The organism is Bacillus sp. LBA3-1-1.1 (assembly GCF_040676495.1).
GTDB lineage: Bacteria > Bacillota > Bacilli > Bacillales > Bacillaceae_G > Bacillus_A > Bacillus_A nitratireducens.
The window spans coordinates 528,912-554,559 of record NZ_JBEGIB010000001.1 but is presented as its reverse complement, the minus strand read 5'-3'; the positions used below and the strand labels follow the sequence as shown (position 1 = coordinate 554,559).

The following is a 25,648-nucleotide window of genomic DNA, read 5'->3' as shown; positions in this document are numbered from 1 at the left end:
GTTCCTCCTACATATTACTCACATATTTTTTCATCACTTGGAAACTAGGGCGAGTCACCTGATGACACAATTACAAAATAAACTGGCTCACATCTTTATTTTTAGCAATCGTTGCTAATTTCTCCTCAACGTATTGAGGTGTTATCGTTATTTTCTCTAACGTAATTTCAGATGCTTCAAACGATAAATCTTCAAGGAGCTTCTCCATAATCGTATGAAGTCTTCTTGCTCCAATATTATCTGTATCCTGATTAACTTGATAAGCAATCTCAGCAATCTTACGAATAGCTTCGTCTGAAAATTCAATTTCTATACCTTCAGTCGCTAATAAAGCCATATATTGTTTAATTAACGCATTGTCAGGCTCGATTAATATTTTAACAAAATCATCTGTCGATAATTTTGTTAATTCTACTCGAATCGGAAATCTCCCTTGCAGTTCCGGAATTAAATCCGACGGTTTAGACATATGAAACGCTCCAGCTGCAACGAATAAAATATAATCCGTTTTTACTGATCCGTATTTTGTCGCGACATTTGACCCTTCTACAATCGGCAGAATGTCACGTTGCACACCTTCACGTGATACATCTACGCTATTCGACTGCTTACCAGCAATTTTGTCAATTTCATCGATAAAAATAATCCCGAGCTGTTCAGCACGATAAACAGCCTCTTGTGTAACTTCATCCATATCAATTAAGCGCTGTGCTTCCTCATTTGTCAAGAGTTTTCTTGCTTCTTTTACAGAAAGTTTACGTTTTTTTGTTTTTTTCGGCATAAAACTTCCTAATGCATCTTGGAAATTCATTCCCATTTGTTCCATACCAGTTCCTTGTAACATATCGAACATAGAAGACTGTTGCTCAGTCACTTCAATCGATACAATTTCATCTTCAAGAAGTCCTGCAGCAAGCTTTCTTTCCACGTCTTGACGTTTCTTTTCGATTTCAACATCTTCCTGTACATCAGATGTTTGATTCGAATTTTGAGCACCGCCAAATAGCATTTCTAATGGGTTTTTAAATCCAGATTGTTTCTCCGGACTTGGCACTAAAATTTCAACAAGACGTTGGTTCGCTTGTTCTTCTGCTTTGTCTTGCACTTTAATTACCATTTCTTCTTTCACGATACGAACTGACGTTTCCACAAGGTCACGTACCATCGATTCTACATCTCTACCTACATATCCAACTTCTGTAAATTTCGTAGCTTCAACCTTAATAAAAGGTGCTCCAACGAGTTTCGCCATTCGTCGTGCTACCTCTGTTTTACCAACACCTGTCGGTCCAATCATTAAAATATTTTTAGGCGCAATTTCATCACGTAGATTTTCAGCTAATTTACTTCGACGATATCGATTTCTTAAAGCTACAGCAACCGCTTTCTTCGCATCTTTTTGACCGATAATGTATTGATCTAATTTTTCCACAATTTGACGCGGAGTAAAATGTAAATGCATATAAAATGCCTCCCTTACGATTCTACAATTCTTCCACAATTATATTGTGGTTCGTATAAACACAAATATCGCCAGCAATGTCTAAACTCGCTTTCGCAATTTCCTTCGCTGTTAAATGTTCACTTGCATATTGCTTTAAAGCACGACCTGCAGAAAGCGCATAATTCCCGCCAGATCCAATTGCTAAAATACCATCATCCGGTTCAATCACTTCTCCTGTACCTGAAACAAGAAGCATAGTTGTTTTATCCATGACAATGAGCATCGCTTCTAGCTGACGTAACATTTTGTCGCCACGCCATTGTTTTGCCATCTCAACTGCAGCACGCTGCAAATTGCCATTGTACTCTTCTAATTTCCCTTCAAACATTTCAAAAAGAGTAAATGCATCTGCAACTGAACCTGCAAAACCAGCTAAAACTTTCCCTTGGAAAAGTTTACGAACTTTGCGAGCTGTATGCTTCATTACAACAGCATTTCCCATCGTCACCTGACCATCTCCAGCCATTGCACATTCTCCATTATGATGAACTGCAAATATCGTTGTAGCGTGGAAATTTCCCATAGAAAAAACTCCTTTATATGTTTTTATAGCTCTTAAAGCAATTTATGCCCGTGGGTGATGCTTCATGTAAACAGAACGCAATCTTTCTTTAGAGACATGCGTATAAATTTGTGTCGTAGACAAATTTTCATGACCTAACAGCTCCTGTACAGTACGTAAATCTGCTCCTTCATCCAACATATGTGTAGCAAATGTATGCCTTAACATATGGGGACTTATCCGCATTGTAAGCGAAGCCTTCTTAATGAGCTCGTTTAAAACATAACGTACACCCCGATCTGTTAACGGCGTACCCTTCGCATTTAAAAATACCATATGAGAATGTTCTTCAGTCTTTTGAACTAACTGTTTTCTCCCGTTCTCGATATAAGTAATTAAAGCATCTTGTGCATAGCTTCCGAACGGAATATATCTTTGTTTTTTCCCTTTTCCCATCACTAAAATTGTTCCTACCGCAAAGTCAATATCAGTAAGCTGTAGGTTAACGCATTCACTTACACGAATCCCAGTTGCATACATTAGCTCTAACAAAGCTTGATTCCTTTGACCTAGTGGCGTCTCTGTATCAGAAACTTCAAATAATTCCTCTAACTCTTCAGCATATAAAAACTTTGGGATGGACAATTCTTTCTTGGGGAGTGACGCAAGTGCAAACGGATTATCTTTTTGATAACCTTCACGCATCAAAAAACGATATAAACTTCGTAAGCTTGATACTTTTCTTGCGACAGATTTACGGGCTAACTTTTCATCGTGCAACGTCGTCAAGTATAAACGAACATCCGCGTATGTAACATCTAAAAAAGAGGATATGCCTTCTCGCTCCATAAATTGCACAAAATGTTCTAAATCATTTTGATAACTTGCAATTGTATATTTTGAATAATTTCTTTCAATTTGTAAATATCCTACGAATAATTGTAACAATTTCTTCACATTCACATAACTCACCTCAATAAAGGCTACTAAATCGTATCACAACTCAGTAGCCTTTGCAAGAAATTTAACTAAATATTTACAAAATTTTGAATTGTTTCTAAAGCGCGTGTAGCATACGCTTCATTTCGCTCTTGTTTCCTTTTAATTTTCTTCTCTAACGGTGCAAATAGACCGAAGTTTGCATTCATTGGTTGGAAGTTTTTCGCATTAGTCGCTGTAATATAATTTGCCATACTTCCCATTGCCGTTACAGATGGTAGTACAACTGGCTCTTCACCTTTTACAAGTCGAGCAGCGTTAATACCTGCCAATAATCCTGATGCTGCTGATTCAACATATCCCTCTACTCCAGTCATTTGACCGGCGAAGAATAAATCATCGCGTTGTTTATATTGATATGTTGGACGAAGTAAGTTAGGCGAATTAATAAACGTATTACGATGCATTACACCATAACGTACAATTTCTGCGTTTTCTAATCCGGGAATTAGCTGTAAAACTTCTTTTTGTGGCCCCCACTTTAAATGTGTTTGGAATCCTACAATATTGTATAACGTTCCTGCTGCATCATCTTGACGTAGCTGAACAACTGCATATGGTGTTTTTCCTGTTTTCGGATCTTCTAATCCAACAGGTTTCATCGGTCCAAATACTAACGTCTGTCTTCCTCTACTTGCCATAACTTCTACTGGCATACAACCTTCAAAGAAAATTTCTTTTTCAAATTCTTTTAAAGGCACTGTCTCAGCAGCAATTAACGCTTCATAAAAGCGATCAAACTCTTCTTCTGTCATTGGACAGTTTAAATATGCAGCTTCACCTTTATCATAACGAGATTTTAAATATACTTTATTCATATCAATGCTGTCTTTCTCAACAATTGGTGCTGCAGCATCATAGAAATAAAAATAATCTTCACCTGTTAATTCTTTTAATTGTGCAGCAAGATCAGGAGACGTAAGTGGACCTGTCGCGATAACAGTAGGTCCTTCTGGAATTTCAGTGATTTCTTCATTCATCACAGTTACGTTTGGATGATTTTTCACATACTCAGTTACCTTCGCCGCAAATTCATGACGATCTACAGCTAAAGCTCCTCCTGCTGGTACAGAGCACTCATCAGCTGCACGAATAATAACAGAGTCCATTAGGCGCATCTCTTCTTTAATAACACCAACAGCATTTGTTAATGTGTTTGCGCGAAGCGAGTTACTGCATACTAGCTCTGCAAATTTATCTGTGTGATGAGCTGGCGTTTGCCTTACTGGTCTCATTTCATATAATCTTACTTGGACACCACGTTTTGCAATTTGGTAAGCTGCTTCGCTTCCTGCAAGCCCTGCGCCAATGACGTTTACTACTTGTGTTGTCATATATATCTCACCTTTCCTTTTCTTCCCGAAAAAAATGTGAGCAGTTACGCTCACATTTGTTGTTCTTCTTCATAATCACACGAAATACATTGTACTTGCACGCCTTTTTTCAACTTCTTCTCTACAAGCATACCTTCGCACTTCGGACATTTACGGCCAATCGGCTTATCCCAAGATACAAAGTCACACTCTGGATACGTACCGCATCCATAGAAAAGACGTTTCTTTTTATTACTTCGACGTTCAATAATTTGTCCTTTATCACACTTCGGACAAGTCACACCGATTTCTTTCACAATCGGCTTTGTATTACGACAATCAGGGAAATTCGAACATGCCATAAACTTCCCGTATTTACCCATTTTAAAGACCATTGGGTGCTCACATAATTCACAGTCTTCCCCAGCTGGTTCATCTTTAATTTCCACTTCACGCATTTCTTTTTCCGCTTTCTCTAAGCGCGGTTCAAATCCTACGTAGAAATCATCAACAATTTTCACCCAATTCGCATTTCCTTCTTCTACTTCATCAAGGCTTTGCTCCATATTGGCAGTAAATTCAATGTTAATAATTTCCGGGAAAAACTCTAAAATAAGTTCGATTACTATTCCACCAAGTTCAGTCGGAACGAAGCGTTTATTATCTAAACCAACGTATCCACGTTTTTGAATCGTTTCAAGTGTCGGTACATATGTAGATGGTCTCCCAATTCCAAGTTCCTCAAGTGTTCTTACTAGACGAGCCTCTGTATAACGTGGCGGAGGTTGTGTGTAATGTTGCTTCGGTTCTATATCTTTTGAAAATACAGTTTCCCCTACTTCTAAAGGTGGCAACATTTTATCTTTTTCTTCCGCACCATCATCTTTCGACTCTACATACACTTTCATAAATCCTGGGAACTTTACAACCGATCCACTTGCACGGAACTGAACATTGTTATTAATGAGTCTCGCTGTAACAGTATCCATTATAGCAGATGCCATTTGACTTGCAACAAATCGCTCCCAAATCAGTTTATACAAACGTAGTTGATCACGACCTAAGAAACTTTTTAGTTCCTCTGGCTTTCTCATTACCGAAGTAGGACGAATCGCCTCATGCGCATCTTGTGCATTCGACTTTTTCGTTTCTTTCTTCTTCTCTGTCCCTATGTATTCCGCACCGAACGACTCTGTAATATAAGTACGAGCCTCTGTTTGAGCTGTTTCTGAGATCCTTGTTGAATCGGTTCTCATATACGTAATAAGACCTACAGTCCCTTGCTTTCCAAGATCTATCCCTTCATACAATTGCTGCGCAAGCATCATTGTTTTCTTTGCTCGCATATTTAATTTACGTGCAGCTTCTTGTTGCAAGGAAGATGTTGTAAACGGTAATGCCGGATTACGCTTTCGCTCTTTTCGCGTTACATTTTCAACCGAAAACGCATTATCTTTCATCTTTTCGATTATTTCGTTCACTTGTTCTTCGTTCGTTAATTGAACTTTTTCACCATCTACACCGTAAAAGCTTGCTTCAAATGTGTCTTTACCTTTCACAAATTCTGTTTTAATTGTCCAGAATTCTTCAGGTTCAAAGTTTTGAATTTCTGTTTCACGTTCGATAATTAGACGAACTGCTACAGATTGTACGCGTCCTGCACTTAATCCCTTTTTTACTTTCTTCCATAATAAAGGACTAATATTGTAACCAACAAGACGATCGAGTATACGCCTTGCTTGTTGCGCATCTACTAAATCCATATTAATTGCCCGAGGATGTTTAAATGATTCTTTTATTGCATCTTTTGTAATCTCATTAAATACCACTCGGCAATCTGATTCAACGTCCACATTTAACGTATTCGCTAAATGCCAAGCAATTGCTTCCCCTTCGCGGTCTGGATCGGCCGCGAGATAGACTTTCTTTGCTTTTTTTGCCGCTGATTTTAAATCTTTTAAAACGGGACCTTTACCACGAATGGTAATATACTTCGGGGTGAAGTTATTCTTTACTTCTATCCCCATTTGGCTTTTAGGTAAATCGCGAACATGTCCCATGGACGCAACGACTTTGTATTTTTTCCCTAAATATTTCTCAATGGTCTTCGCCTTAGAAGGCGACTCCACGATTACGAGGTAATCTGACATGCTAGTGCCTCCTTAAGAGGTGGATTCAAGTCTTCATCAATCTTATTGATTTCTCTTGTTTTTGTCAATCAAGAATGAATATACCATACAGTGACAATCTACCATTTGTCAATAATTGTTTAATAAAAACATAAAAATATAAGGTTAATTTATAATTTCCTCCAGGATATCCTCTGCATTTCGTACTAATTTTGCACCTTGTTGAATAAGATAATTCGTTCCTGATGCACTATCTATAAATATTGGTCCAGGAAGGGCAAATACCTCTCTATTTTGCTCTAATGCGAGGTCTGCAGTAATAAGTGATCCACTTCTCGATTTTGCTTCTACAACTAAAACCCCTTTACTTATTCCACTAATAATTCGATTTCTTTTTGGAAAATACCATTTTTTCGGTGCATAATGCGGAGGATACTCTGTCAATAACAATATATAGTCTTTCCACGTGTCATATAAACGTCTATTCTCTTTCGGATACATATAAGATAATCCATGTCCTAAGATAGCAATAGTCGGGCAATGCTTACTTACTGTAACTTCGTGAGCGATTGTATCTATCCCTCTTGCAAACCCACTAACAATAAGCCATTCCTTTTCAAGTAAAGGGTGTAAAATAAATTTCATACTCTTCTTTCCGTATAAAGACGGATCTCTCGTCCCAACAATCGCTAATTTATTTACTTTACTAAGAAAATCCTTCTCCCCTTTTCCATATAAAACAAAAGGGGGATCTTGTATTTCTCGCAATAATTTTGGATAATCCTCATCCCATATAGTCATATAAAATATTCGATTTTTTTCTAAATAGGAGATATATCGCTGGAGACTTGCATTCTGAAGATTTTTTCGAGGATATTCCAGCGTAATATTCAAATTGCTTTGCACTAAAAGTGTACATCCCATTCAATTCCGGATCAACATATAGTATCCTCTCCATCACTTTCCAATGATCCGCCAACACGTAATGTAGGTGCAATAATCGTTCTCTTTTCATCTTAATTCTCCTTACCCATAATTTTTATTATGTAAACAGGAAAAGTATAAAAAGACACCCTCAAACAAGAAGGTGTCTTTCAAAAAGATTAATAGTTTTTACAAGTTTCAAATAATCCCTTTTCTTTTAAAACAGAGATTAATGTTTCACCCATAACAGCTGGCGTTTCAGCTACTTTAATACCACAAGCTTCCATTGTTTTAATCTTTTCCGCAGCAGTTCCTTTACCGCCAGAAATGATTGCACCGGCATGGCCCATACGTTTGCCTTCAGGCGCAGTTTGGCCACCAATGAAGCCGACAACTGGTTTTGTCATATTAGCTTGTACCCACTCAGCTGCTTCTTCTTCTGCCGTACCGCCGATTTCACCAATCATAATTACAGCATGTGTTTCTTCATCTTCATTAAATGCTTTTAACGCATCAATAAAGTCTGTACCGTTAACAGGGTCCCCACCGATACCTACAGCAGTAGATTGGCCAATACCTTCTTGTGTTAACTGATGTACAGCTTCATACGTTAATGTACCAGAGCGAGATACGATACCCACATGACCTTTTTTATGAATGTATCCTGGCATAATACCAATTTTACATTCATCAGGTGTAATGACACCAGGACAGTTTGGTCCAAGTAAACGTGTATGTTTACCTGCCATATATCTCTTTACATTTACCATATCTAATACAGGGATTCCTTCAGTAATACATACTACTAAATCAATCTTTGCATCAACTGCTTCCATAATTGCATCAGCCGCAAAAGCGGGTGGAACGTATACAACTGAAGCATTTGCGCCTGTTGCTTTCACTGCATCTTCTACAGTATCAAATACTGGTACACCTTCAATATCAGTGCCACCTTTACCTGGCGTTACACCACCGACAATTTTCGTACCGTATTCAATCATTTGTTTTGTGTGGAATAATCCTTGAGAACCTGTAATACCTTGAACAATAACTTTTGTATCTTTATTAACTAATACGCTCATTTTTCTCCCCCGCTTTCTATTAGCCCACTAGTGAAACAATTTTTTGTGCACCGTCTGCCATAGATTCTGCTGCAACAATATTTAAGCCAGACTCATTTAAAATCTTCTTACCTAACTCTACGTTTGTACCTTCAAGACGTACAACTAAAGGTAACTCAAGACCTACTTGCTTCGTTGCTTCAATAACACCTTCTGCAATAACATCACACTTCATAATGCCACCAAAAATGTTAACGAAGATACCTTTTACATTTTTGTCAGAAAGGATAATTTTGAATGCTTCTGTAACTTTTTCAGCTGTTGCGCCGCCACCAACATCTAAGAAGTTAGCTGGGTCACCATGGTAATGTTTAATGATATCCATTGTAGCCATTGCTAAACCTGCACCATTAACCATACAACCGATATTTCCATCTAAAGGAATGTAGTTTAAGTCATATTTAGAAGCTTCAATTTCTTTTGAATCTTCTTCATCAAGATCACGAAGTTCTAAAATGTCTTTATGGCGATATAACGCATTAGAATCGAAGTTTAATTTCGCATCTAAAGCCATAACTTTACCGTCACCTGTTGTAACAAGTGGATTAATCTCAGCGATAGAGCAATCTTTTTCGATAAACGCACTATATAAGCCCATCATAAACTTCACAGCTTGTCCTACCAGCTCTTTTGGAATATTGATGTTAAACGCGATTCGACGTGCTTGGAAACCTTGTAAACCTACTGCTGGATCAATATATTCTTTAAAGATTTTTTCAGGTGTTTTTTCTGCTACTTCTTCAATTTCTGTTCCACCTTCTTCAGATGCCATTAAAACAACTTGAGAAGTTGCACGATCTAACACAAGACCTACATAATATTCTTTTTTAATATCGCAACCTTCTTCGATAAGTAAGCGTTTTACTTCCTTACCTTCAGGACCTGTTTGATGCGTCACAAGTGTAGTTCCTAAAATGCTTTCTGCATATGTACGAACTTCTTCTAAATTTTTCGCAACTTTTACTCCGCCAGCTTTGCCGCGTCCACCAGCGTGAATTTGCGCTTTAACTACACATACTTCTGTTCCTAATTCTTTAGCTGCTTCTACAGCTTCTTCTACTGTAAATGCAACCTTCCCGTTCGGAACGCTAACCCCATAGCTTCTAAGGACTGCCTTACCTTGGTACTCATGGATATTCATGGTCCCATCCTCCCCTGTTTTCCTGTTTTACTCGAAAAGTTTTTTAATGTTTAAAAAACATCACATTGCCATTGTATAAGATGATTGGCACGCTGTCTACAATAAAGTGTCAGAAAACTGAAATCGCTTTATTCTTTTTTGAAAATAATAATGTTCATATACCAAAATAAAAAAATAAGCTGTATATTCACAGCTTATTTTTAAATCATATCTTTAATTGGCGCAAATGATTTCCGATGTTCCTCTAACACTCCATGTGATTCAATCGCTTCTAAATGCTGTTTCGTCCCATATCCCATATGTTGTTCAAATCCATATGCAGGATACTTTTTACCTAACTCTTTCATCATACGATCTCTTGTCACTTTCGCAATAATAGATGCAGCTGAAATAGATATACTTTTCGCATCACCTTTAATGATTGATGTTTGTGGAATTGATGTAGGCAACTTCATCGCATCGATTAATAAATATTCTGGTGTACATGATAAATTGGCAACTGCATCTAACATCGCTTGCTTTGTTGCTTGATAAATATTGATTTCATCAATAATTTGTGGTGATACAATTCCAACTCCAATTGCAACCGCATGCTCTTTAATTTCATCATAAAAACGCTCTCGTTTCGCTTCACTCAACTTTTTCGAGTCATTTAACCCTGGAATATAAAACTCTTCCGGAAGGACAACAGCAGCTGTCACAACAGGTCCAGCTAACGGTCCTCGTCCCACTTCATCAATGCCCGCAATATACGTGATTCCTTTTTCACGCAAAGCATGTTCATACTTAGACATTTCTAGAAATTTCTCTTTTTCCTTGTGTGCTAACTCTTTTTGTTTATACCACTTCAAAATTAATTTTTGAACACCTTTTCTCTCGTCTTTCACTAACATTTGAAAACGTTCATCTTCTTCATTTATAATTTCTTTTAGCAAACATTCGGCTTCTTGTATAGTCATTTTTTGCATCTATCTATACTCCTTTTTAAACGTATCCAAAAAGAAAAGACGCACATACGCACGTCTTATACTTCTTCTACTTTCTCCACATCTTCTACCTGCTCTGCAAACTCTTCTGGTGTTTCAAACGTCATTTTCCCAAGTTTACCACCACGAAGCTCACGAAGTATAAGTTCAGATGTTTTATCATAGTCAATCATGCCGCCGCCCATTAGGCAACCTCTGTTTTTTCCGATTGCATCAAATAACTCCACAATATCTTCTGGAATGTCATTTAAATTATATCGCTCTTTTAATCGTTCTGGATAATGTTTCTCCATAAAACGTAATGCATAAACAGCTACATCTTGTAGATTTAAAATAGAGTCTTTAATTGCACCAGTCGTAGCTAGACGTAAACCAACTAATTGATCTTCAAATTTAGGCCACAAAATACCTGGTGTATCAAGTAACTCCATTTCTTTTCCAACTTTAATCCACTGCTGAGCCGTAGTTACTCCAGGACGATCTCCTGTTTTCGCGATATTTTTCTTCGCTAATTTATTAATCAAAGTAGATTTACCAACATTTGGAATACCTACGATTAAAGCACGAATCGCTCTCGGTCTAATACCTTTAGCAACCATTTTATCGAATTTTTCTTTAACAAGGATTTTACAAGCTGCTGCAATTTCTTTCATACCTTGTCCAGCTTGTGCATTAATTGAAATTGCCTTATGGCCCTTTTCTTTAAAATATGCGATCCATTGTTTCGTTAAACGATCATCTGCCATATCCGCCTTATTTAAAACAACCAACCTCGGTTTATGTGTAATAATTTCATCAATCATCGGATTTCGAGAAGATAAAGGTAATCGAGCATCTACAAGCTCAATTACAACATCGATTAACTTTAATTTTTCTGTTACTTGGCGTCTAGCCTTTGCCATATGTCCTGGGAACCATTGAATTGCCATGTTGCCACCTTCTTTTTCTGTTATTTCACAATACGTGCATCTTTTAATGGCCAATATAACATATTTGCATTACCAATTACTTGGTCCACTGAAATTGTACCAATCGTCCGGCTATCTTTACTAAAACGGCGATTATCACCTAAAACAAATAATTGACCTTCTGGAACAGTTTTCTTTCCAGTCATTTCTTCAAGAGTAAAATCATATGTAAGCGGTCCGTCAGAAATTTGTTTTTTCTGTTTGTCTAAGTACGGCTCCTCATAAGCTTTTCCATTAACGTATAGTTTATCATTACGATATTCGATTTCATCGCCTGGTAGGCCGATAATACGCTTAATATAATCTTTTTCTTCCGTCGCCCGAAATACAATAATATCAAAGCGCTTCGGATCACCTATGTGATAACCTATTTTATTAACAATCATTCGATCACGGTCATGTAAAGTTGGTGACATCGATACACCATCTACGAGAATTGGCGCAAAGAAAAACTGCCTAATAACGCCCGCTAATACAATAGCAATCAAAATTGCTTTGATCCATTCCCAAAGTGAACTCTTTTCTTTCTTCATGCATTTCCCCTCCACAGTTATGTAAGCTGCTCGTATTATATCAAAATTTTATATAGATTGGAAAAAGGGAGCTTGTGTATTTACAAGCTCCCATACATGTCTTATCGAATTTCTTTAATACGTGCTTTTTTACCGCGAAGGTTACGTAAGTAGTATAACTTAGCACGACGTACTTTACCACGGCGAAGTACTTCGATGTTCGCGATTCTTGGCGTGTGAACTGGGAATGTACGCTCAACACCTACGCCGTAAGAAATCTTACGAACTGTGAATGTTTCACTGATTCCGCCACCACGACGTTTGATTACAACACCTTCGAAAAGCTGAATTCTTTCACGAGTTCCCTCAACTACTTTTACGTGTACACGTAAAGTGTCTCCAGGACGGAATGAAGGAAGGTCAGTTTTTAATTGGCCTTTTGTAATTTCTGCGATTAATTGTTGCATATTAAATTCTCTCCTTTAAACAGATGCTCTTATAAAGTCTTAATAAATTACAGCGGAACATCGTTAATACGGCTACTGATTTCAGTAGCACAAATGTTATAATAGCATATTGCTAGGACTGTTGCAATAGAAAATATATCAAGCCCTTATTGGTCTTTTTTAATTTGCTCCAGCCATTTCTCTTCCTGCTTAGATAATTCTCGCTCTTCTAGTAAATCTGGTCTACGCGTATACGTACGACGCAAGGATTCTTTATGGCGCCATTCATCAATGTTTTTATGATTTCCTGACATTAATACATCCGGTACCTTCATACCACGAAAATCAGCAGGACGTGTATAGTGTGGGTGTTCTAACAAACCTGTGCTAAAAGAGTCTTCCACTTGTGACGTTTGATTCCCTAGTACTCCTGGCAGGAGACGTACAACACTATCAGTAATTACCATTGAGGCTAGTTCTCCACCCGTCAATACGTAATCACCAATAGAAATCTCATCTGTTACAAGATGTTCACGAATTCGTTCATCGTACCCTTCATAATGGCCACATACAAAAATAACATGCTCTTCTTCAGCAAGCTCTTCTGCCTTCCTCTGCGTAAAACGCTCTCCTTGTGGACACATTAAGACGATTCTCGGTTTACGGTCTGTTTCCTTCGTTAACTCTTCCACCGCATCAAAGATAGGCTGAGGGGTTAATACCATCCCAGCGCCCCCACCATACGGATAATCATCTACACTATTATGCTTGCTAGTTGTATAATCACGGAAATTGACAACACGAAGCTCTACCGCTTCTTTTTCTTGTGCTTTCTTTAAAATTGAAGACCCAAACACACCCGTAAACATATCTGGAAACAATGTTAAAATGTCAATTTTCATTATAGCAACCCTTCCATTACATGAATGGTTACTAATTTATTCTCAATGTTAACTTGAAGCACAACGTCATCAATATAAGGAATTAAAAGATCTTGACCCTTTGGACGTTTAATCACCCATACATCATTCGCACCAGGAGATAAGATCTCTTTGATCGTTCCTAACGCTTCTCCTTCTTCCGTTACAACACTGCAACCAATAATTTCATGATAGTAGTATTCACCTTCAGCTAGTTCGCCTAACTGCTCTTCTGGTACTTTTATTAAAGAACCTTTCAACTTCTCTACTTCATCTACATTGTTGTATCCTTCAAGTGTTAATAAATCAAATGTCTTATGTTGACGATGAGAAGTTACCTTCACTGGAAGATAGTCTGTACCTTTCTCATTACATATGTATAACGTGTTTCCTACTTTATATCGCTCTTCCGGAAAATCAGTACGAGAAATTACACGAATTTCTCCTCTTACGCCATGAGTATTTACAATTTTCCCTACGTTAAACCATTTTGTCATAAATAGTATGTCACCCCTGGTTTCTATATAAATTAAGCATCTCCATTTCATATCTGGAACATGCAACTTCTCTTTAAATGTTAAAAAAGGGAGAGGAATTAACTCCTCGCCCTTTTTACGTTTATTGAATTTCCAGTGTTACTTTTTCATCATTATGATGTCCCACTGAATACAAGAGCATTCGAATTGCTTTCGCAACCTTCCCTTGCTTTCCAATGACTTTTCCAACATCCTCAGGATGTACAGTTAATCGATACTTTATCTCTCCGTTGCAAAGTTCCTGTGTAACTTTTACATCTTCAGGATGATCGACAAGAGGCTTGACAATCGTCTCGACTAACTTCTTCATAGTCATTGCCTCAATTACTTACCTTGTTTAGATAAGTGGAATTTCTCCATGATACCTTGGTTAGAGAATAGGTTACGAACTGTATCAGATGGTTTAGCACCGTTTCCTAACCATTTTAATGCTGCTTCTTCGTTGATCTTAACTTCAGCTGGTTGAGCAACCGGATTGTAAGTACCGATTTCCTCAATGAAACGTCCGTCACGAGGAGAACGAGAATCTGCAACAACTACACGATAGAAAGGAGTTTTTTTAGCTCCCATACGTTTTAAACGAATTTTAACTGCCATTTATAAAGCACCTCCGAATTTATTTCACACAGATAATTATATTAGCAAAAAGACTATTGCTTTGTAAAGTATTTTTTCTTAACAGAGCCATCTTTTTTTCCTTACATGAATGGAAACTTCAATCCACCTAGTCCTTTTTTCTTACCTTTTTGCATTCCAGTCATCGACTTCATCATTTTTTTCATATCATCAAACTGCTTGATTAGACGATTAATTTCTTGTACGGTTGTACCGCTACCTTTGGCAATGCGTTTTTTACGACTAGCATTGATTATTTCCGGTTGTTCTCGCTCTAATTTAGTCATAGAACGAATAATTGCCTCAATATGCCCAATTTGTTTTTCATCAACTTGTGCATTTTTCAGCCCTTTAATTTTATTTGCACCAGGAAGCATTCCTAACAATTCGTCAAGCGGTCCAAGTTGACGCACTTGTCCAAGTTGTTCTAGGAAATCGTCAAGCGTAAACGAAAGCGTACGCATTTTTTGCTCAAGTTCTTTTGCTTTCTCTTCATCAACTGTAGCTTGCGCTTTTTCAATTAATGTTAAGACGTCACCCATCCCTAAAATACGGGATGCCATACGTTCTGGATGGAACGCTTCAATCGCATCTAGCTTTTCACCCATACCAGCAAATTTAATTGGTGTGTTTGTTACAGCCTTAATAGATAATGCCGCACCACCGCGCGTGTCACCATCTAATTTCGTTAATACAACACCTGTTAAACCTAACTGCTCATGGAAACTTTGTGCTACATTTACCGCGTCTTGTCCTGTCATCGCATCGACAACAAGGAAAATTTCATCCGGTTTCGCAACTTCTTTCACTTTCGCTAATTCATCCATTAGTTCTTCATCAATATGCAGGCGACCCGCTGTATCAATTAAAACGTAATCGTGATGATCTTCTTTTGCTTTTGCAATCGCTTGTTTCGCAATTTCAACTGGACTTACTTGATCTCCTAAAGAGAAAACAGGCATGTCCAATTGCTTCCCTAATGTTTCAAGCTGTTTAATCGCTGCTGGACGGTAAATATCTGCTGCAACAAGCATCGGTTTACGATTATACTTTTTACGAAGTAAATTCGCAAGCTTACCTGTTGTCGTTGTTTTACCCGCACCTTGCAGACCAACCATCATAATAACAGTCGGTGGCTTATTAGCAACAGCAATTTTGCTTTGCTCTCCGCCCATCAGTTCTGTAAGTTCTTCCTGTACGATTTTAATTACTTGTTGTCCAGGTGTCAAACTTTTCATTACATCTTGTCCGACAGCACGCTCAGACACACGCTTTATAAAATCTTTTACTACTTTAAAGTTAACATCTGCTTCTAAAAGAGCTAGACGAACTTCTCTCATCATTTCTTTCACATCGGCTTCAGAAACTTTTCCTTTGCCGCGGATTTTTTGCATTGTCTGTTGAAGTCGGTCGGCTAATCCTTCAAATGCCATATTGCCGCCCTCCTAATCTAATTTTTCGATAGCTTCAACAACTTGTTTCATTTCTTCATTCACATGCTCTTCTTCGCTGATTAGCTGTTTTAGCTTTGCAACAAGTCGCTGTCGCTCTTGAAACTTTTGAAGTAATACTAATTTTTCTTCATATTCTTCAAGCATCGCTTCAGTCCGTTTAATGTTATCATACACGGCTTGGCGGCTTACATCAAATTCTTCCGCAATTTCACCAAGAGATAAATCATCTAGATAATAAAGCGACATATAACTTCTTTGTTTTTGCGTTAACAACGATTGATAAAAATCAAATAAATAGTTCATTCTCGTTGTTTTCTCGAGCATGTTGGATCATCCTTTGTTAAGTGATTTCCCTTTACATGAATTAGTTTACATGGAGTATAAAAGAGTGTCAAGTTTTTTTCTTAACATCACATATTTTTTATAGAAAAAGAAGCGGAAATACCGCTTCTTTCACTTACACTTCTTCAGTTTCTACCAAGTTCGCGAATAAGCCATACACATATTGTTCTGGATCAAATTGCTGCAGATCATCCATTTGCTCTCCTAGTCCAACAAACTTCACCGGTACATCCATTTCGTTACGAATTGCTAATACGATACCACCTTTAGCAGTTCCGTCTAACTTCGTTAAAACAATACCAGTAACATTCGTTGCTTCACGGAATGTTTTTGCTTGACTTAATCCATTTTGTCCTGTTGTTGCATCAATAACAAGTAATACTTCATGAGGAGCTCCTGGTACTTCACGCTCAATTACACGCTTCACTTTCTCTAACTCTTTCATTAAGTTGACTTTGTTTTGCAGGCGTCCTGCTGTATCACATAGCAATACATCCACTTTACGAGCCTTCGCTGCCTGTACAGCATCGTACATAACAGCCGCCGGGTCAGACCCTGATCCTTGTTTAATTACTTCTACACCAACACGATCGCCCCATACTTCTAATTGTTCAATCGCTCCAGCACGGAATGTATCTCCTGCCGCCAATAGGACAGACTTTCCTTCCGATTTAAATTTATGTGCAAGCTTACCAATTGTCGTCGTTTTTCCTACACCATTAACACCAACAAATAAAACAACTGTTAATTGATCCTCTTGTATATTAACTTCATTCCTAAAGTCGCTATCACCTTTGTAAATTCCCACTAACTTCTCAGAAATCACAGCCTGTACTTCTTTTGGATCTTGAATGTTACGACGTTGCACTTCTTCTTTCAACTGATCAATTAATTCCATTACTGTCGAGACTCCAACATCTGCACTAATTAAAATTTCTTCTAATTCCTCAAAGAAGTCTTCGTCTATTTTACGATAACGATACACTAAATCATTTACTTTATCAGCAAATGAATTTCTTGTTTTTTCCAATCCTTGTTTAAACTTCTCTGTTACTGTATCCGTTTGTTTTGAAATTTTTTCTTTTAATTTTTTAAAAAAGCTCATACTTCCCATCCTTCCTATTTACTTGCTACAAGTTCTTCGCCATCACCTAAACGAACAGAAACAAGCTTAGATACCCCTGATTCTTGCATTGTTACACCGTACAATACATCAGACTCTTCCATTGTACCTTTTCGGTGTGTAATTACAATAAACTGCGTTTCATCACTAAATTTCTTTAAATACTGCGCAAAACGAGCAACATTAGCCTCATCAAGAGCCGCTTCTACTTCATCTAGCACACAGAATGGGACTGGGCGTACTTTTAAAATACCAAATAAGAGCGCAATTGCCGTCAAAGCACGCTCTCCACCTGAAAGTAAACCTAAATTTTGTAGTTTCTTCCCTGGCGGTTGCGCCACAATATCAATACCAGTATTTAATAAATCTTCTGGATTTGTCATTACTAAATCCGCTCTTCCGCCTCCGAATAATTCAGAGAATACAGATTGAAACTCCGTTCGAATTCCTTCAAATGTAGTAGAAAAGCGTTTTTTCATCTCTTCATCCATTTCCGTAATAAGTTGATGTAACGTCGATTTCGCTTCTTCCAGGTCATCTCTTTGCTCTAGTAAGAATGTGTGACGTTCTGCTACACGTTCGTATTCATCAATTGCCCCTAAGTTTACTGCGCCTAGCTCTTCAATGGATAGTTTAATTAATTTCACCTTTTTACGCGCATCTTCTGCAGGCATCGTCATTGTATACTTCAGTTTTGCTGCTTCAAATGAAATAGTATATGTTTCACGTAAATGCTGCAATCTATTTTCCAACTCTACATCAAGTCGGTTAATTTTCACTTCTTGATCTTTCAACATCTCAAGAATATATTTATGTTTACCTATTGTTTCTTTCACACCGCGCTCTAAATGCTCCACTCTCTCTTGCAATGATACGCGTTGTTCACGACGCGAACGAATTAAATCCGAAGTTTGATTACGATCATATGCTTTCTTCTCTATCATATTCGTAATTTGGTCTTCGCCACTTGAATTAGACGTCATCTCTTGTTTTAAGAACGCTAAATCTTCTTTCGTTTTTACAAGTGTCGTATCAGTCTCTTCTTTTTCCTTCGTCAATCGTTCAACTTTTTCTTTTTGATTAGATAAACGTTGTTGTTGTTCAGCTGCTTGTACTTTTAGCTCAGTCATTTCCTTCTGAACTTTTTCTTTTGAAGAATGTTGCTCACTTTTTTGTTTCGTTAATGCGACGATTTTGCCATCTAATTCCGAGATTTCCGCTTGAAGAGTTGCTAAAATCTTTTCTAACTCTCCTTTTCGCCCTTGCATTTTCACTTGATCTTGTAAAAATCCTTCTATCTCTAAATCGTATATAGATAAACGATCGTTAATTCGATGCTCTTCTAATTCTAATCGATTAATTTCTTCTCTTAATTTTTGTTCATCTACACGCTCAGTTTCTACGCCTTGGCGTAGTTCGCGTATTTTCACTTCTTTTTCTTGAATCTCTTGCTTTACTGCTTTAACAAAGTTTTCTAGCTTCGTTGTTTTTTCTTCCATATCAGCTAGCTTTTTAGTCCATTCTTCAAGTTCACGCTGGCGCCCTAATAAAGAAGATTTCGCCTGTTTTACAGCTCCACCAGTCATAGAACCGCCAGGATTCACTACGTCACCTTCAAGCGTTACAATACGATAGCGATATTGTAATTGTTTCGCTAATTCATTTGCACCGCGTAAATCTTTCGCAACAACAACAGTACCTAATAGGCTTGAAACTACATTCTCATATTTATTGTTGTACTGCACAAGTTCTGCCGCCACACCAACAAACGCTGGATGTTGATTCACAATGCGTAATTGTTCAAATGATAACGATCTACTTTTAATAACAGCTTGAGGTAAAAACGTTGCACGACCATGTTTATTTTGCTTTAAAAATGTAATTGCATTACGTGCATGTTCTTCTGTTTGTACTACGATATGTTGCATCGCTGCCCCAAGGGCGATCTCCATTGCAATTTCATATTCTTTCGGCACAGTCAGAAGTTCTGCAACAGCTCCCTCGATACCTTGCAATCTATTTTCTCTAGCCTTTAATACTTCACGTACCCCTTGATAGAAACCAGAATAGTCCTCTTGCATTTCTTCTAGCATTTCTTTTCGAGAACGCGCCTGTTGCACAAATTGATACGCTTGATACAGTTTCGTTTCATTTTCACTATACTGAGACTTACATTTCCCAAGTGCCGTTTCTGTCTTCTGTATGTTAGAAATAATGCCAGCTACTTTCTCCTTCACTTGCTCATAACTTTCTACAAGTTTCGCTTTTTTCGCTGTAATTTCCATGCGCATCTGTACATATTTTTCATTTTCTTCATCAAGGCGTTCATTTTTAGAATTTTGCTGTTTAGATTGTTCTTCAATCATAGATAATTCATTACGAAGACTTGCTTGTTGATTTAAAAGTTCAATATAATCACCTTTTAAATTCTCAATCTGTTCCTCTAGATTCACGGCAAAAGTTGCAAGTAGTTGCTCATTATCATGCAATTTCTTCTCCAACTCTTTTACTTGATTCACAAATTGCATTAACGCTTCGGTACTTGTTTCAATTTCGCCATCATAACTTTTAGCTTTCTCTACCAATTCAACAATTAGCTTTTCAAGCTGCGCACAATGCGTCGTCGCATTTTGCTTTCTTTCCTTTAACAACTCACGCTGCCCTTCTAGTTTCTCTAGTTCTTTACTAGAAAGAAGGAGAACTTCTTGTAAGGAGTTTACAGATTCATCAACCGCTTGTAATTGTCCACGTAATTCCTCAAGCTCTTCTTCACTTTTTTGTAAATTCGTCGACATCTTAACTTCTTCATCTTTATTATGCCCAAATTGATTTCGAAGCGCTTCCCACTTTTCATGTAATTCTTCAATTTCATGTACAATAAGCGCCGCTTCTACTTTTTCTAATTCTTCTTTTTTCTCAAGAAAATCTTTCGCTATAGAAGCTTGTCTTTCTAGTGGTTCTACTTGACTACTCAATTCATGTATAATATCTTGCACACGATTTAAGTTTTCTTGTGTTTCTGCTAATTTCCCTTCAGCTTTCTTTTTACGAAGTTTGTATTTCAGCACACCCGCAGCTTCCTCAAATACCCCTCGACGTTCTTCCGATTTACTACTTAAAATCTCTTCGACTTTCCCCTGGCTAATAATTGAAAAAGCTTCTCTTCCCATACCAGAGTCCATAAATAAATCAATAATATCTTTCAATCTACAAGATTGTTTATTAATATAAAAATCACTATCACCCGAACGAGATACACGACGTGTTACACACACCTCGTTATATTCAATCGGTAATCGTTGGTCTTCATTATTTAAAGTTATTGTTACTTCAGCAATATTAACCGCTCTTCTCGTATCACTACCTGCAAAAATAATATCCTCCATTTTTGCACCGCGTAATGACTTTGCAGATTGTTCACCAAGTACCCAGCGAATCGCATCAGTAATATTACTTTTCCCGCTCCCGTTAGGTCCTACTACAGAAGTTACACCTGGAACAAAATCGACAGATACACGCTCAGCAAAAGATTTAAATCCTGCTATTTCTAATCTTTTTAAAAACACGAAAGGCCTTCCTCCTATTCTCCGTTGTTGTAAACATTGTCTGTACGAAAACAAGCTACTATACGGATTTCCCACTCCTTTTATTTATAAACAAAAGGAAAGTTTCATTCTATGCATAAGGAATCCCCCTCATTCAAAGGGGGATTCCTTATAGTTGTTCTTTTAATTTTTTCAATGCTTCTGCAGCAGCTTGTTGCTCTGCTTCTTTTTTCGACTTGCCACTACCAAGACCTAAAGCCACGTTATTTAACGTAACACGTGACACAAATTCTCGGTTATGGGCCGGTCCTTTTTCTTGCAAAATTTGATACTCAACGTTACCACTACCATCACGCTGAATCAATTCTTGCAATTGACTCTTATAATCCATCACATGAGAAAAAGCACCTTCATTAATTTTCGGATATACAACTTCTTTTAAGAATCCCCAAACTGTTTCAAGCCCTTGATCAAGATAAAGGGCACCAATAAACGCTTCAAAGACATCCGCTAATAAAGCTGGTCGTTCACGTCCACCCGTCATTTCCTCACCTTTCCCTAATAAAACAAGGCTACCAAATGACAATTCGTTTGCAAAACGAACAAGAGATGGCTCACATACAATAGCTGCACGTAGTTTTGTTAACTCTCCTTCGCTCATTGTCGGATATTTTTGAAACAGATACTGTGATACAGTGAGTTCCAATACAGCATCACCAAGAAATTCAAGACGCTCATTGTCCTCATGCGGTTTTTTTCGATGCTCATTCACATACGATGAATGCGTAAATGCTTGAATCAATAATTTTTCATCTGAAAACGTAATACCTATCTCTTCTTGAAATACTTTAAACGCTTCACGATATTTTGTTTCGTATTTTTTTTCTCTATGTTTTCGGTACGGCATAGGTCCCTCCAGATATAAGCCGAGAAGCCCCGCTAAAAAACGGGACTTCACTTAAGCATTATAGATGACTCTCTATGTAAGTCACAGCATCGCCAACAGTAGCAATCTTTTCAGCATCTTCATCAGAAATTTCCATTTCGAATTCATCTTCCAATTGCATTACAAGTTCTACTACATCTAGGGAGTCTGCGCCTAAATCTTCTTTAAAGCTCGCAGCTGGTACTACTTCAGTTTCTTCTACACCTAAACGATCAACGATGATTTTTGTTACACGCTCTAAAACATCTGCCATTCCATTCACCTCCCCTCAAATATTATATAAAATATTGTCCAAAAAAACTAGGTGAAATCGATTCTTTTATTACATTACCATTCCGCCATCAACATTTAACGTTTGTCCTGTAATATATTTGCTTTGATCAGAAGCAAAAAACGTTACAGTATTTGCGATATCTTGCGCTTCACCAAACTGAGCTGCAGGAATTAGCTTTAACATTTCGGCTTTTATATTTTCATCTAATACATCCGTCATATCAGTCGCAATAAACCCTGGAGCAATTGCATTTACAGTAATATTTCGGCTCGCTAATTCTTTTGCTGATGTTTTTGTTAATCCAATTACACCAGCTTTAGCAGCAACATAGTTTGCTTGTCCTGGGTTTCCTGTTACTCCAACAACAGAAGCGATATTAATAATACGTCCATGACGTTGACGCATCATATAACGAGATACTGCCTTCGTACATAAGAAAACACCTTTTAAGTTTGTATTAATAACTGTATCCCATTCTTCTTCTTTCATACGCATTAATAAATTATCTTTTGTTACACCAGCGTTATTTACAAGAATATCTACTTGTCCAAACGTATCTACAGTTTGTTTCACCATATTCGTAACATCTTCAGCATTTGCAACATCTGCTCTTACTGCAATAGCATCTGAACCTAATTTCTTTATTTCATCGACTACTTCATTCGCCTTTTGCTCATTACCAGCATAATTTACTACCACATTTGCCCCTTGTTTTGCTAAATCAATCGCAATCGCACGACCAATCCCACGTGAAGCGCCAGTTACTAATGCTACTTTCCCTTTTAACATCAGTTTTCTCCTCTCAAATTTGAAATGGTATCTTTTAATGTCTCTTCGTCATATATCGCATATGCTTTCACAGAAGAGTCAATCGACTTCATAAGACCAGCAAGTACTTTTCCAGGGCCGATTTCAATAAATGTATCTACCCCTTGATTCACCATATACTCAATGGATGGATACCATAATACAGGCGAATAGAGCTGTTCAATCAGCTTTTCTTTAATATCTGTACCACGTGTAATAACGTCCGCTGTAACATTTGCAATAACAGGAATATTTGTGTCTTGAATTGTAATTTCATTTAAAACACTTTGGAATCTCTCAGCAGCTGGCTTCATAAGTGAGGAATGAAATGGTCCACTTACTTTAAGAGGAATTGCTCTTTTAGCACCATTTTCTTTCGCTCTTTGAGAAGCAAGTTCTACTCCTTGATTTGTTCCAGAAATAACAATTTGCTTCGTGCTATTCATATTAGCAATTTGCACCGCATATCCTTCACTTGTTACTTCTTCTGTAACTTGTTTCAGCATTTCCGGATCAGCACCTAAAATAGCTGCCATCGCACCTTCCCCACCCGGAACTGCTTCTTCCATATATTCCCCACGTTTCCTTACAGCATATACAGCATCTTCAAAAGTTAATGCACCCGCTGCTACAAGTGCGCTATATTCACCTAAACTATGTCCCGCGACAAAATCTGGTGTAATATCATACTCATTCAAAGCTGTTAAAATTGCAAAACTCGTCGTTAATAAAGCAGGTTGCGCATTTGTCGTTAATGTTAGCTTTTCCTGTGGCCCTTCAAAAATCACTTCTGACAGTGAATCTTGCAGCACCTCATCCGCTTTTGCAAACACTTTCGCAACCTCGTTATTATTCTCCGCTAACTGTCTACCCATTCCAACTGCCTGTGAACCTTGGCCCGGAAAAAGAAATGCTAGTTTTCCCATTTCAAATCCTCCTCTTATTGAAGCGGCTCTTTCTCCATTACACTTGAAATTGTAGGAATTACTTCTTTCGCTACCATTTCTCTTGTTTGACGAATCGCACTAAATATCGATTGGTCATTTGAAGAACCATGAGCCTTAATGACAGGAGCTTTTAAGCCAAACAATGCCGCTCCTCCATACTCCGAATAATCCATTTTATCTTTTAATACCATAAGTTTTGGTTTTAATACCGCTGCTGCTAATTTGCTCGTAAACGAACTCATTAATTGCTCTTTTAACATAGAGAATAATGCAAGTGCTGTTCCTTCTAATGATTTTAGAGCTACGTTACCTGTAAAACCATCACATACAACAACATCTGCTACACCTTGCAATAAGTCTCTTGATTCAACGTTTCCAACAAAATTAATTGGTGCATCCTTGAGCATAGCAAAGACTTGTTTTGAAAGCTCGTTTCCTTTGCCATCCTCTGTCCCAACGTTTAAAAGTCCAACGCGAGGATTTTTAATTCCTCTTACCTTCTCTGCATAAACAGAGCCCATTACTGCATATTGATATAAATGAATTGGTTTTGCATCAACGTTTGCTCCAACATCTAACATCACAAAACCTTCTCCATCAACAGTTGGCATTGTAGGTGATAAAGCTGGTCGTTCAATTCCTTCCATACGACCAACAACAAACAATCCAGCTGCCATTAAAGCTCCTGTACTTCCTGCTGAGATACAAGCATCCGCTACGCCGTTCTTCACTTGCTCTGCTGCTAGTACCATTGAAGCTTGTTTTTTTCGGCGAACCGCTCTTACTGGTTCATCTGTCGATTCGATTTTTTCGTCTGTATGAAGTATAGTAATTCGCTCTTCACTCGTTAAGTATTGACGAATTTCCTCTTCTTTCCCTACTAACGTAATATGTAAATCTGAGTATTCCTTAATAGCTTTCATTGCTCCTAATACTACAGCCTTTGGAGCATGATCGCCGCCCATTGCATCTATTGCGATTTTCATAAGTTGTTACCTTCCTCACTATAATTACTAGATCGATACATTTCAAAAGTGCCTGTAAAAACAAGTTCTTCTCCAACAAAGCTACGCACTTTGACAACCGTCCGTCCTTTATCATTCTCTACATCTTCAACACGTGCTTTTGCAACAACACGTTCTCCTAATTTTACAGGACGAATGTATCGAATGGTAGACTTTGCAGTTAAAGCTAATTCTTCATCAATAACTGCAACAGCTAGTGAGTTTGCTTGCGCAAACAAATGATGCCCACGAGCAATTTGATTTCTTTTAAATACATGTTCTACCTTTACTTCAAAGATAGAAATCGCATGTCTATCTAATTCTATATCGATAATTTCTCCGACAACCTCTTCTAACGGTAAAGATTTCACATCTTCTTCATGTTGTTTTGTAGCCACATGCTTAATTCGTTCTCTTAATTCAGGAATAGATAATTCCATACGATCAAGACGAACAGTTTGTATGCTCACTTGAAATTTTTCCGCTAAATCTTCATCCGTTATAAAAGGATTCGTTTCTATTGTTTGTTGTAATAATTCTTGTCTTTCTTTTTTACTTCTTCTTTTTTTCATACCGCACCATCCATTTTT

Annotated in this window: 25 protein-coding genes and 1 pseudogene; all 26 read right to left on the bottom strand. The window is 37.6% G+C overall.

Features of this window, described 5'->3' with window-relative positions; translation table 11 throughout:
• Positions 1 to 70: 70 nt before the first annotated feature.
• Positions 71 to 1,462 carry an ATP-dependent protease ATPase subunit HslU gene (gene hslU / locus MRBLBA3_RS03035; protein WP_000550072.1) on the bottom strand — a complete coding sequence of 464 codons (1,392 nt, stop codon included), beginning with the start codon at positions 1,460 to 1,462 and terminating at the stop codon, positions 71 to 73.
• Positions 1,463 to 1,484: 22 nt separating this feature from the next.
• Positions 1,485 to 2,027: an ATP-dependent protease proteolytic subunit HslV gene (gene hslV, locus MRBLBA3_RS03030; protein ID WP_000526270.1), complete on the bottom strand. Its 543-nt coding sequence runs from the start codon at positions 2,025 to 2,027 to the stop codon at positions 1,485 to 1,487.
• A 42-nt stretch (positions 2,028 to 2,069) separates the two neighbouring features.
• Entirely contained in the window at positions 2,070 to 2,969 is a 900-nt protein-coding gene (xerC, locus tag MRBLBA3_RS03025) for a tyrosine recombinase XerC (protein WP_001101233.1), read from the bottom strand.
• Positions 2,970 to 3,034: 65 nt separating this feature from the next.
• Positions 3,035 to 4,339 carry an FADH(2)-oxidizing methylenetetrahydrofolate--tRNA-(uracil(54)-C(5))-methyltransferase TrmFO gene (gene trmFO / locus MRBLBA3_RS03020; protein WP_000213005.1) on the bottom strand — a complete coding sequence of 435 codons (1,305 nt, stop codon included), beginning with the start codon at positions 4,337 to 4,339 and terminating at the stop codon, positions 3,035 to 3,037.
• Between the two features lie 50 nt (positions 4,340 to 4,389).
• Positions 4,390 to 6,468 carry a type I DNA topoisomerase gene (gene topA / locus MRBLBA3_RS03015; RefSeq protein ID WP_001286970.1) on the bottom strand — a complete coding sequence of 693 codons (2,079 nt, stop codon included), beginning with the start codon at positions 6,466 to 6,468 and terminating at the stop codon, positions 4,390 to 4,392.
• A 144-nt stretch (positions 6,469 to 6,612) separates the two neighbouring features.
• A pseudogene (gene dprA, locus MRBLBA3_RS03010) lies at positions 6,613 to 7,462 on the bottom strand (DNA-processing protein DprA).
• Positions 7,463 to 7,550: 88 nt separating this feature from the next.
• Entirely contained in the window at positions 7,551 to 8,453 is a 903-nt protein-coding gene (sucD, locus tag MRBLBA3_RS03005; RefSeq protein ID WP_000115186.1) for a succinate--CoA ligase subunit alpha, read from the bottom strand.
• Between the two features lie 19 nt (positions 8,454 to 8,472).
• The gene (gene sucC, locus MRBLBA3_RS03000; RefSeq protein WP_001020797.1) at positions 8,473 to 9,633 is read right to left on the bottom strand and encodes an ADP-forming succinate--CoA ligase subunit beta; all 1,161 of its coding nucleotides are present in this window, start codon (positions 9,631 to 9,633) and stop codon (positions 8,473 to 8,475) included.
• Positions 9,634 to 9,833: 200 nt separating this feature from the next.
• Positions 9,834 to 10,601 (bottom strand): ribonuclease HII, encoded by a 768-nt coding sequence (locus tag MRBLBA3_RS02995; protein WP_001171125.1) that lies wholly within the window; start codon positions 10,599 to 10,601, stop codon positions 9,834 to 9,836.
• A 56-nt stretch (positions 10,602 to 10,657) separates the two neighbouring features.
• Complete coding sequence (gene ylqF / locus MRBLBA3_RS02990) at positions 10,658 to 11,548, bottom strand: ribosome biogenesis GTPase YlqF (protein WP_001007645.1); 891 nt, start codon at positions 11,546 to 11,548, stop codon at positions 10,658 to 10,660.
• A 20-nt stretch (positions 11,549 to 11,568) separates the two neighbouring features.
• Complete coding sequence (lepB, locus tag MRBLBA3_RS02985) at positions 11,569 to 12,120, bottom strand: signal peptidase I (RefSeq protein ID WP_000711850.1); 552 nt, start codon at positions 12,118 to 12,120, stop codon at positions 11,569 to 11,571.
• Positions 12,121 to 12,221: 101 nt separating this feature from the next.
• A complete protein-coding gene (gene rplS, locus MRBLBA3_RS02980) occupies positions 12,222 to 12,566 on the bottom strand; it encodes a 50S ribosomal protein L19 (RefSeq protein WP_001186517.1) in 345 nt (114 codons plus the stop codon).
• Positions 12,567 to 12,712: 146 nt separating this feature from the next.
• Entirely contained in the window at positions 12,713 to 13,447 is a 735-nt protein-coding gene (gene trmD, locus MRBLBA3_RS02975) for a tRNA (guanosine(37)-N1)-methyltransferase TrmD (RefSeq protein WP_000686893.1), read from the bottom strand.
• Entirely contained in the window at positions 13,447 to 13,962 is a 516-nt protein-coding gene (gene rimM, locus MRBLBA3_RS02970; protein ID WP_000170271.1) for a ribosome maturation factor RimM, read from the bottom strand. The genes trmD and rimM overlap by 1 nt, the downstream gene beginning before the upstream one ends.
• A 121-nt stretch (positions 13,963 to 14,083) precedes the next feature.
• Positions 14,084 to 14,311, bottom strand: coding sequence for a KH domain-containing protein (locus MRBLBA3_RS02965; protein WP_000737392.1), 228 nt, complete (start codon positions 14,309 to 14,311; stop codon positions 14,084 to 14,086).
• A 14-nt stretch (positions 14,312 to 14,325) separates the two neighbouring features.
• Positions 14,326 to 14,598: a 30S ribosomal protein S16 gene (rpsP, locus tag MRBLBA3_RS02960; protein WP_000268750.1), complete on the bottom strand. Its 273-nt coding sequence runs from the start codon at positions 14,596 to 14,598 to the stop codon at positions 14,326 to 14,328.
• A gap of 101 nt (positions 14,599 to 14,699) precedes the next feature.
• Positions 14,700 to 16,049, bottom strand: coding sequence for a signal recognition particle protein (gene ffh / locus MRBLBA3_RS02955; protein WP_000863455.1), 1,350 nt, complete (start codon positions 16,047 to 16,049; stop codon positions 14,700 to 14,702).
• A gap of 12 nt (positions 16,050 to 16,061) precedes the next feature.
• The gene (locus MRBLBA3_RS02950) at positions 16,062 to 16,394 is read right to left on the bottom strand and encodes a putative DNA-binding protein (protein WP_000891062.1); all 333 of its coding nucleotides are present in this window, start codon (positions 16,392 to 16,394) and stop codon (positions 16,062 to 16,064) included.
• 133 nt (positions 16,395 to 16,527) lie between these two features.
• Entirely contained in the window at positions 16,528 to 17,517 is a 990-nt protein-coding gene (gene ftsY, locus MRBLBA3_RS02945) for a signal recognition particle-docking protein FtsY (protein ID WP_363379698.1), read from the bottom strand.
• Positions 17,518 to 17,531: 14 nt separating this feature from the next.
• Entirely contained in the window at positions 17,532 to 21,101 is a 3,570-nt protein-coding gene (gene smc, locus MRBLBA3_RS02940) for a chromosome segregation protein SMC (RefSeq protein WP_000478957.1), read from the bottom strand.
• 148 nt (positions 21,102 to 21,249) lie between these two features.
• On the bottom strand, positions 21,250 to 21,987 hold the full coding sequence (gene rncS / locus MRBLBA3_RS02935; protein WP_001146869.1) for a ribonuclease III: 738 nt from the start codon (positions 21,985 to 21,987) through the stop codon (positions 21,250 to 21,252).
• 58 nt (positions 21,988 to 22,045) lie between these two features.
• On the bottom strand, positions 22,046 to 22,279 hold the full coding sequence (gene acpP, locus MRBLBA3_RS02930; protein WP_000786062.1) for an acyl carrier protein: 234 nt from the start codon (positions 22,277 to 22,279) through the stop codon (positions 22,046 to 22,048).
• 69 nt (positions 22,280 to 22,348) lie between these two features.
• Entirely contained in the window at positions 22,349 to 23,089 is a 741-nt protein-coding gene (gene fabG / locus MRBLBA3_RS02925; protein ID WP_000911778.1) for a 3-oxoacyl-[acyl-carrier-protein] reductase, read from the bottom strand.
• Positions 23,089 to 24,033, bottom strand: coding sequence for an ACP S-malonyltransferase (fabD, locus tag MRBLBA3_RS02920; RefSeq protein WP_000516964.1), 945 nt, complete (start codon positions 24,031 to 24,033; stop codon positions 23,089 to 23,091). The genes fabG and fabD overlap by 1 nt, the downstream gene beginning before the upstream one ends.
• Positions 24,034 to 24,047: 14 nt before the next feature.
• Positions 24,048 to 25,040 (bottom strand): phosphate acyltransferase PlsX, encoded by a 993-nt coding sequence (gene plsX, locus MRBLBA3_RS02915; protein WP_000684105.1) that lies wholly within the window; start codon positions 25,038 to 25,040, stop codon positions 24,048 to 24,050.
• Entirely contained in the window at positions 25,037 to 25,630 is a 594-nt protein-coding gene (gene fapR, locus MRBLBA3_RS02910; protein ID WP_000747352.1) for a transcription factor FapR, read from the bottom strand. Before fapR ends, plsX begins: the two co-directional genes overlap by 4 nt.
• Positions 25,631 to 25,648 lie beyond the last annotated feature (18 nt).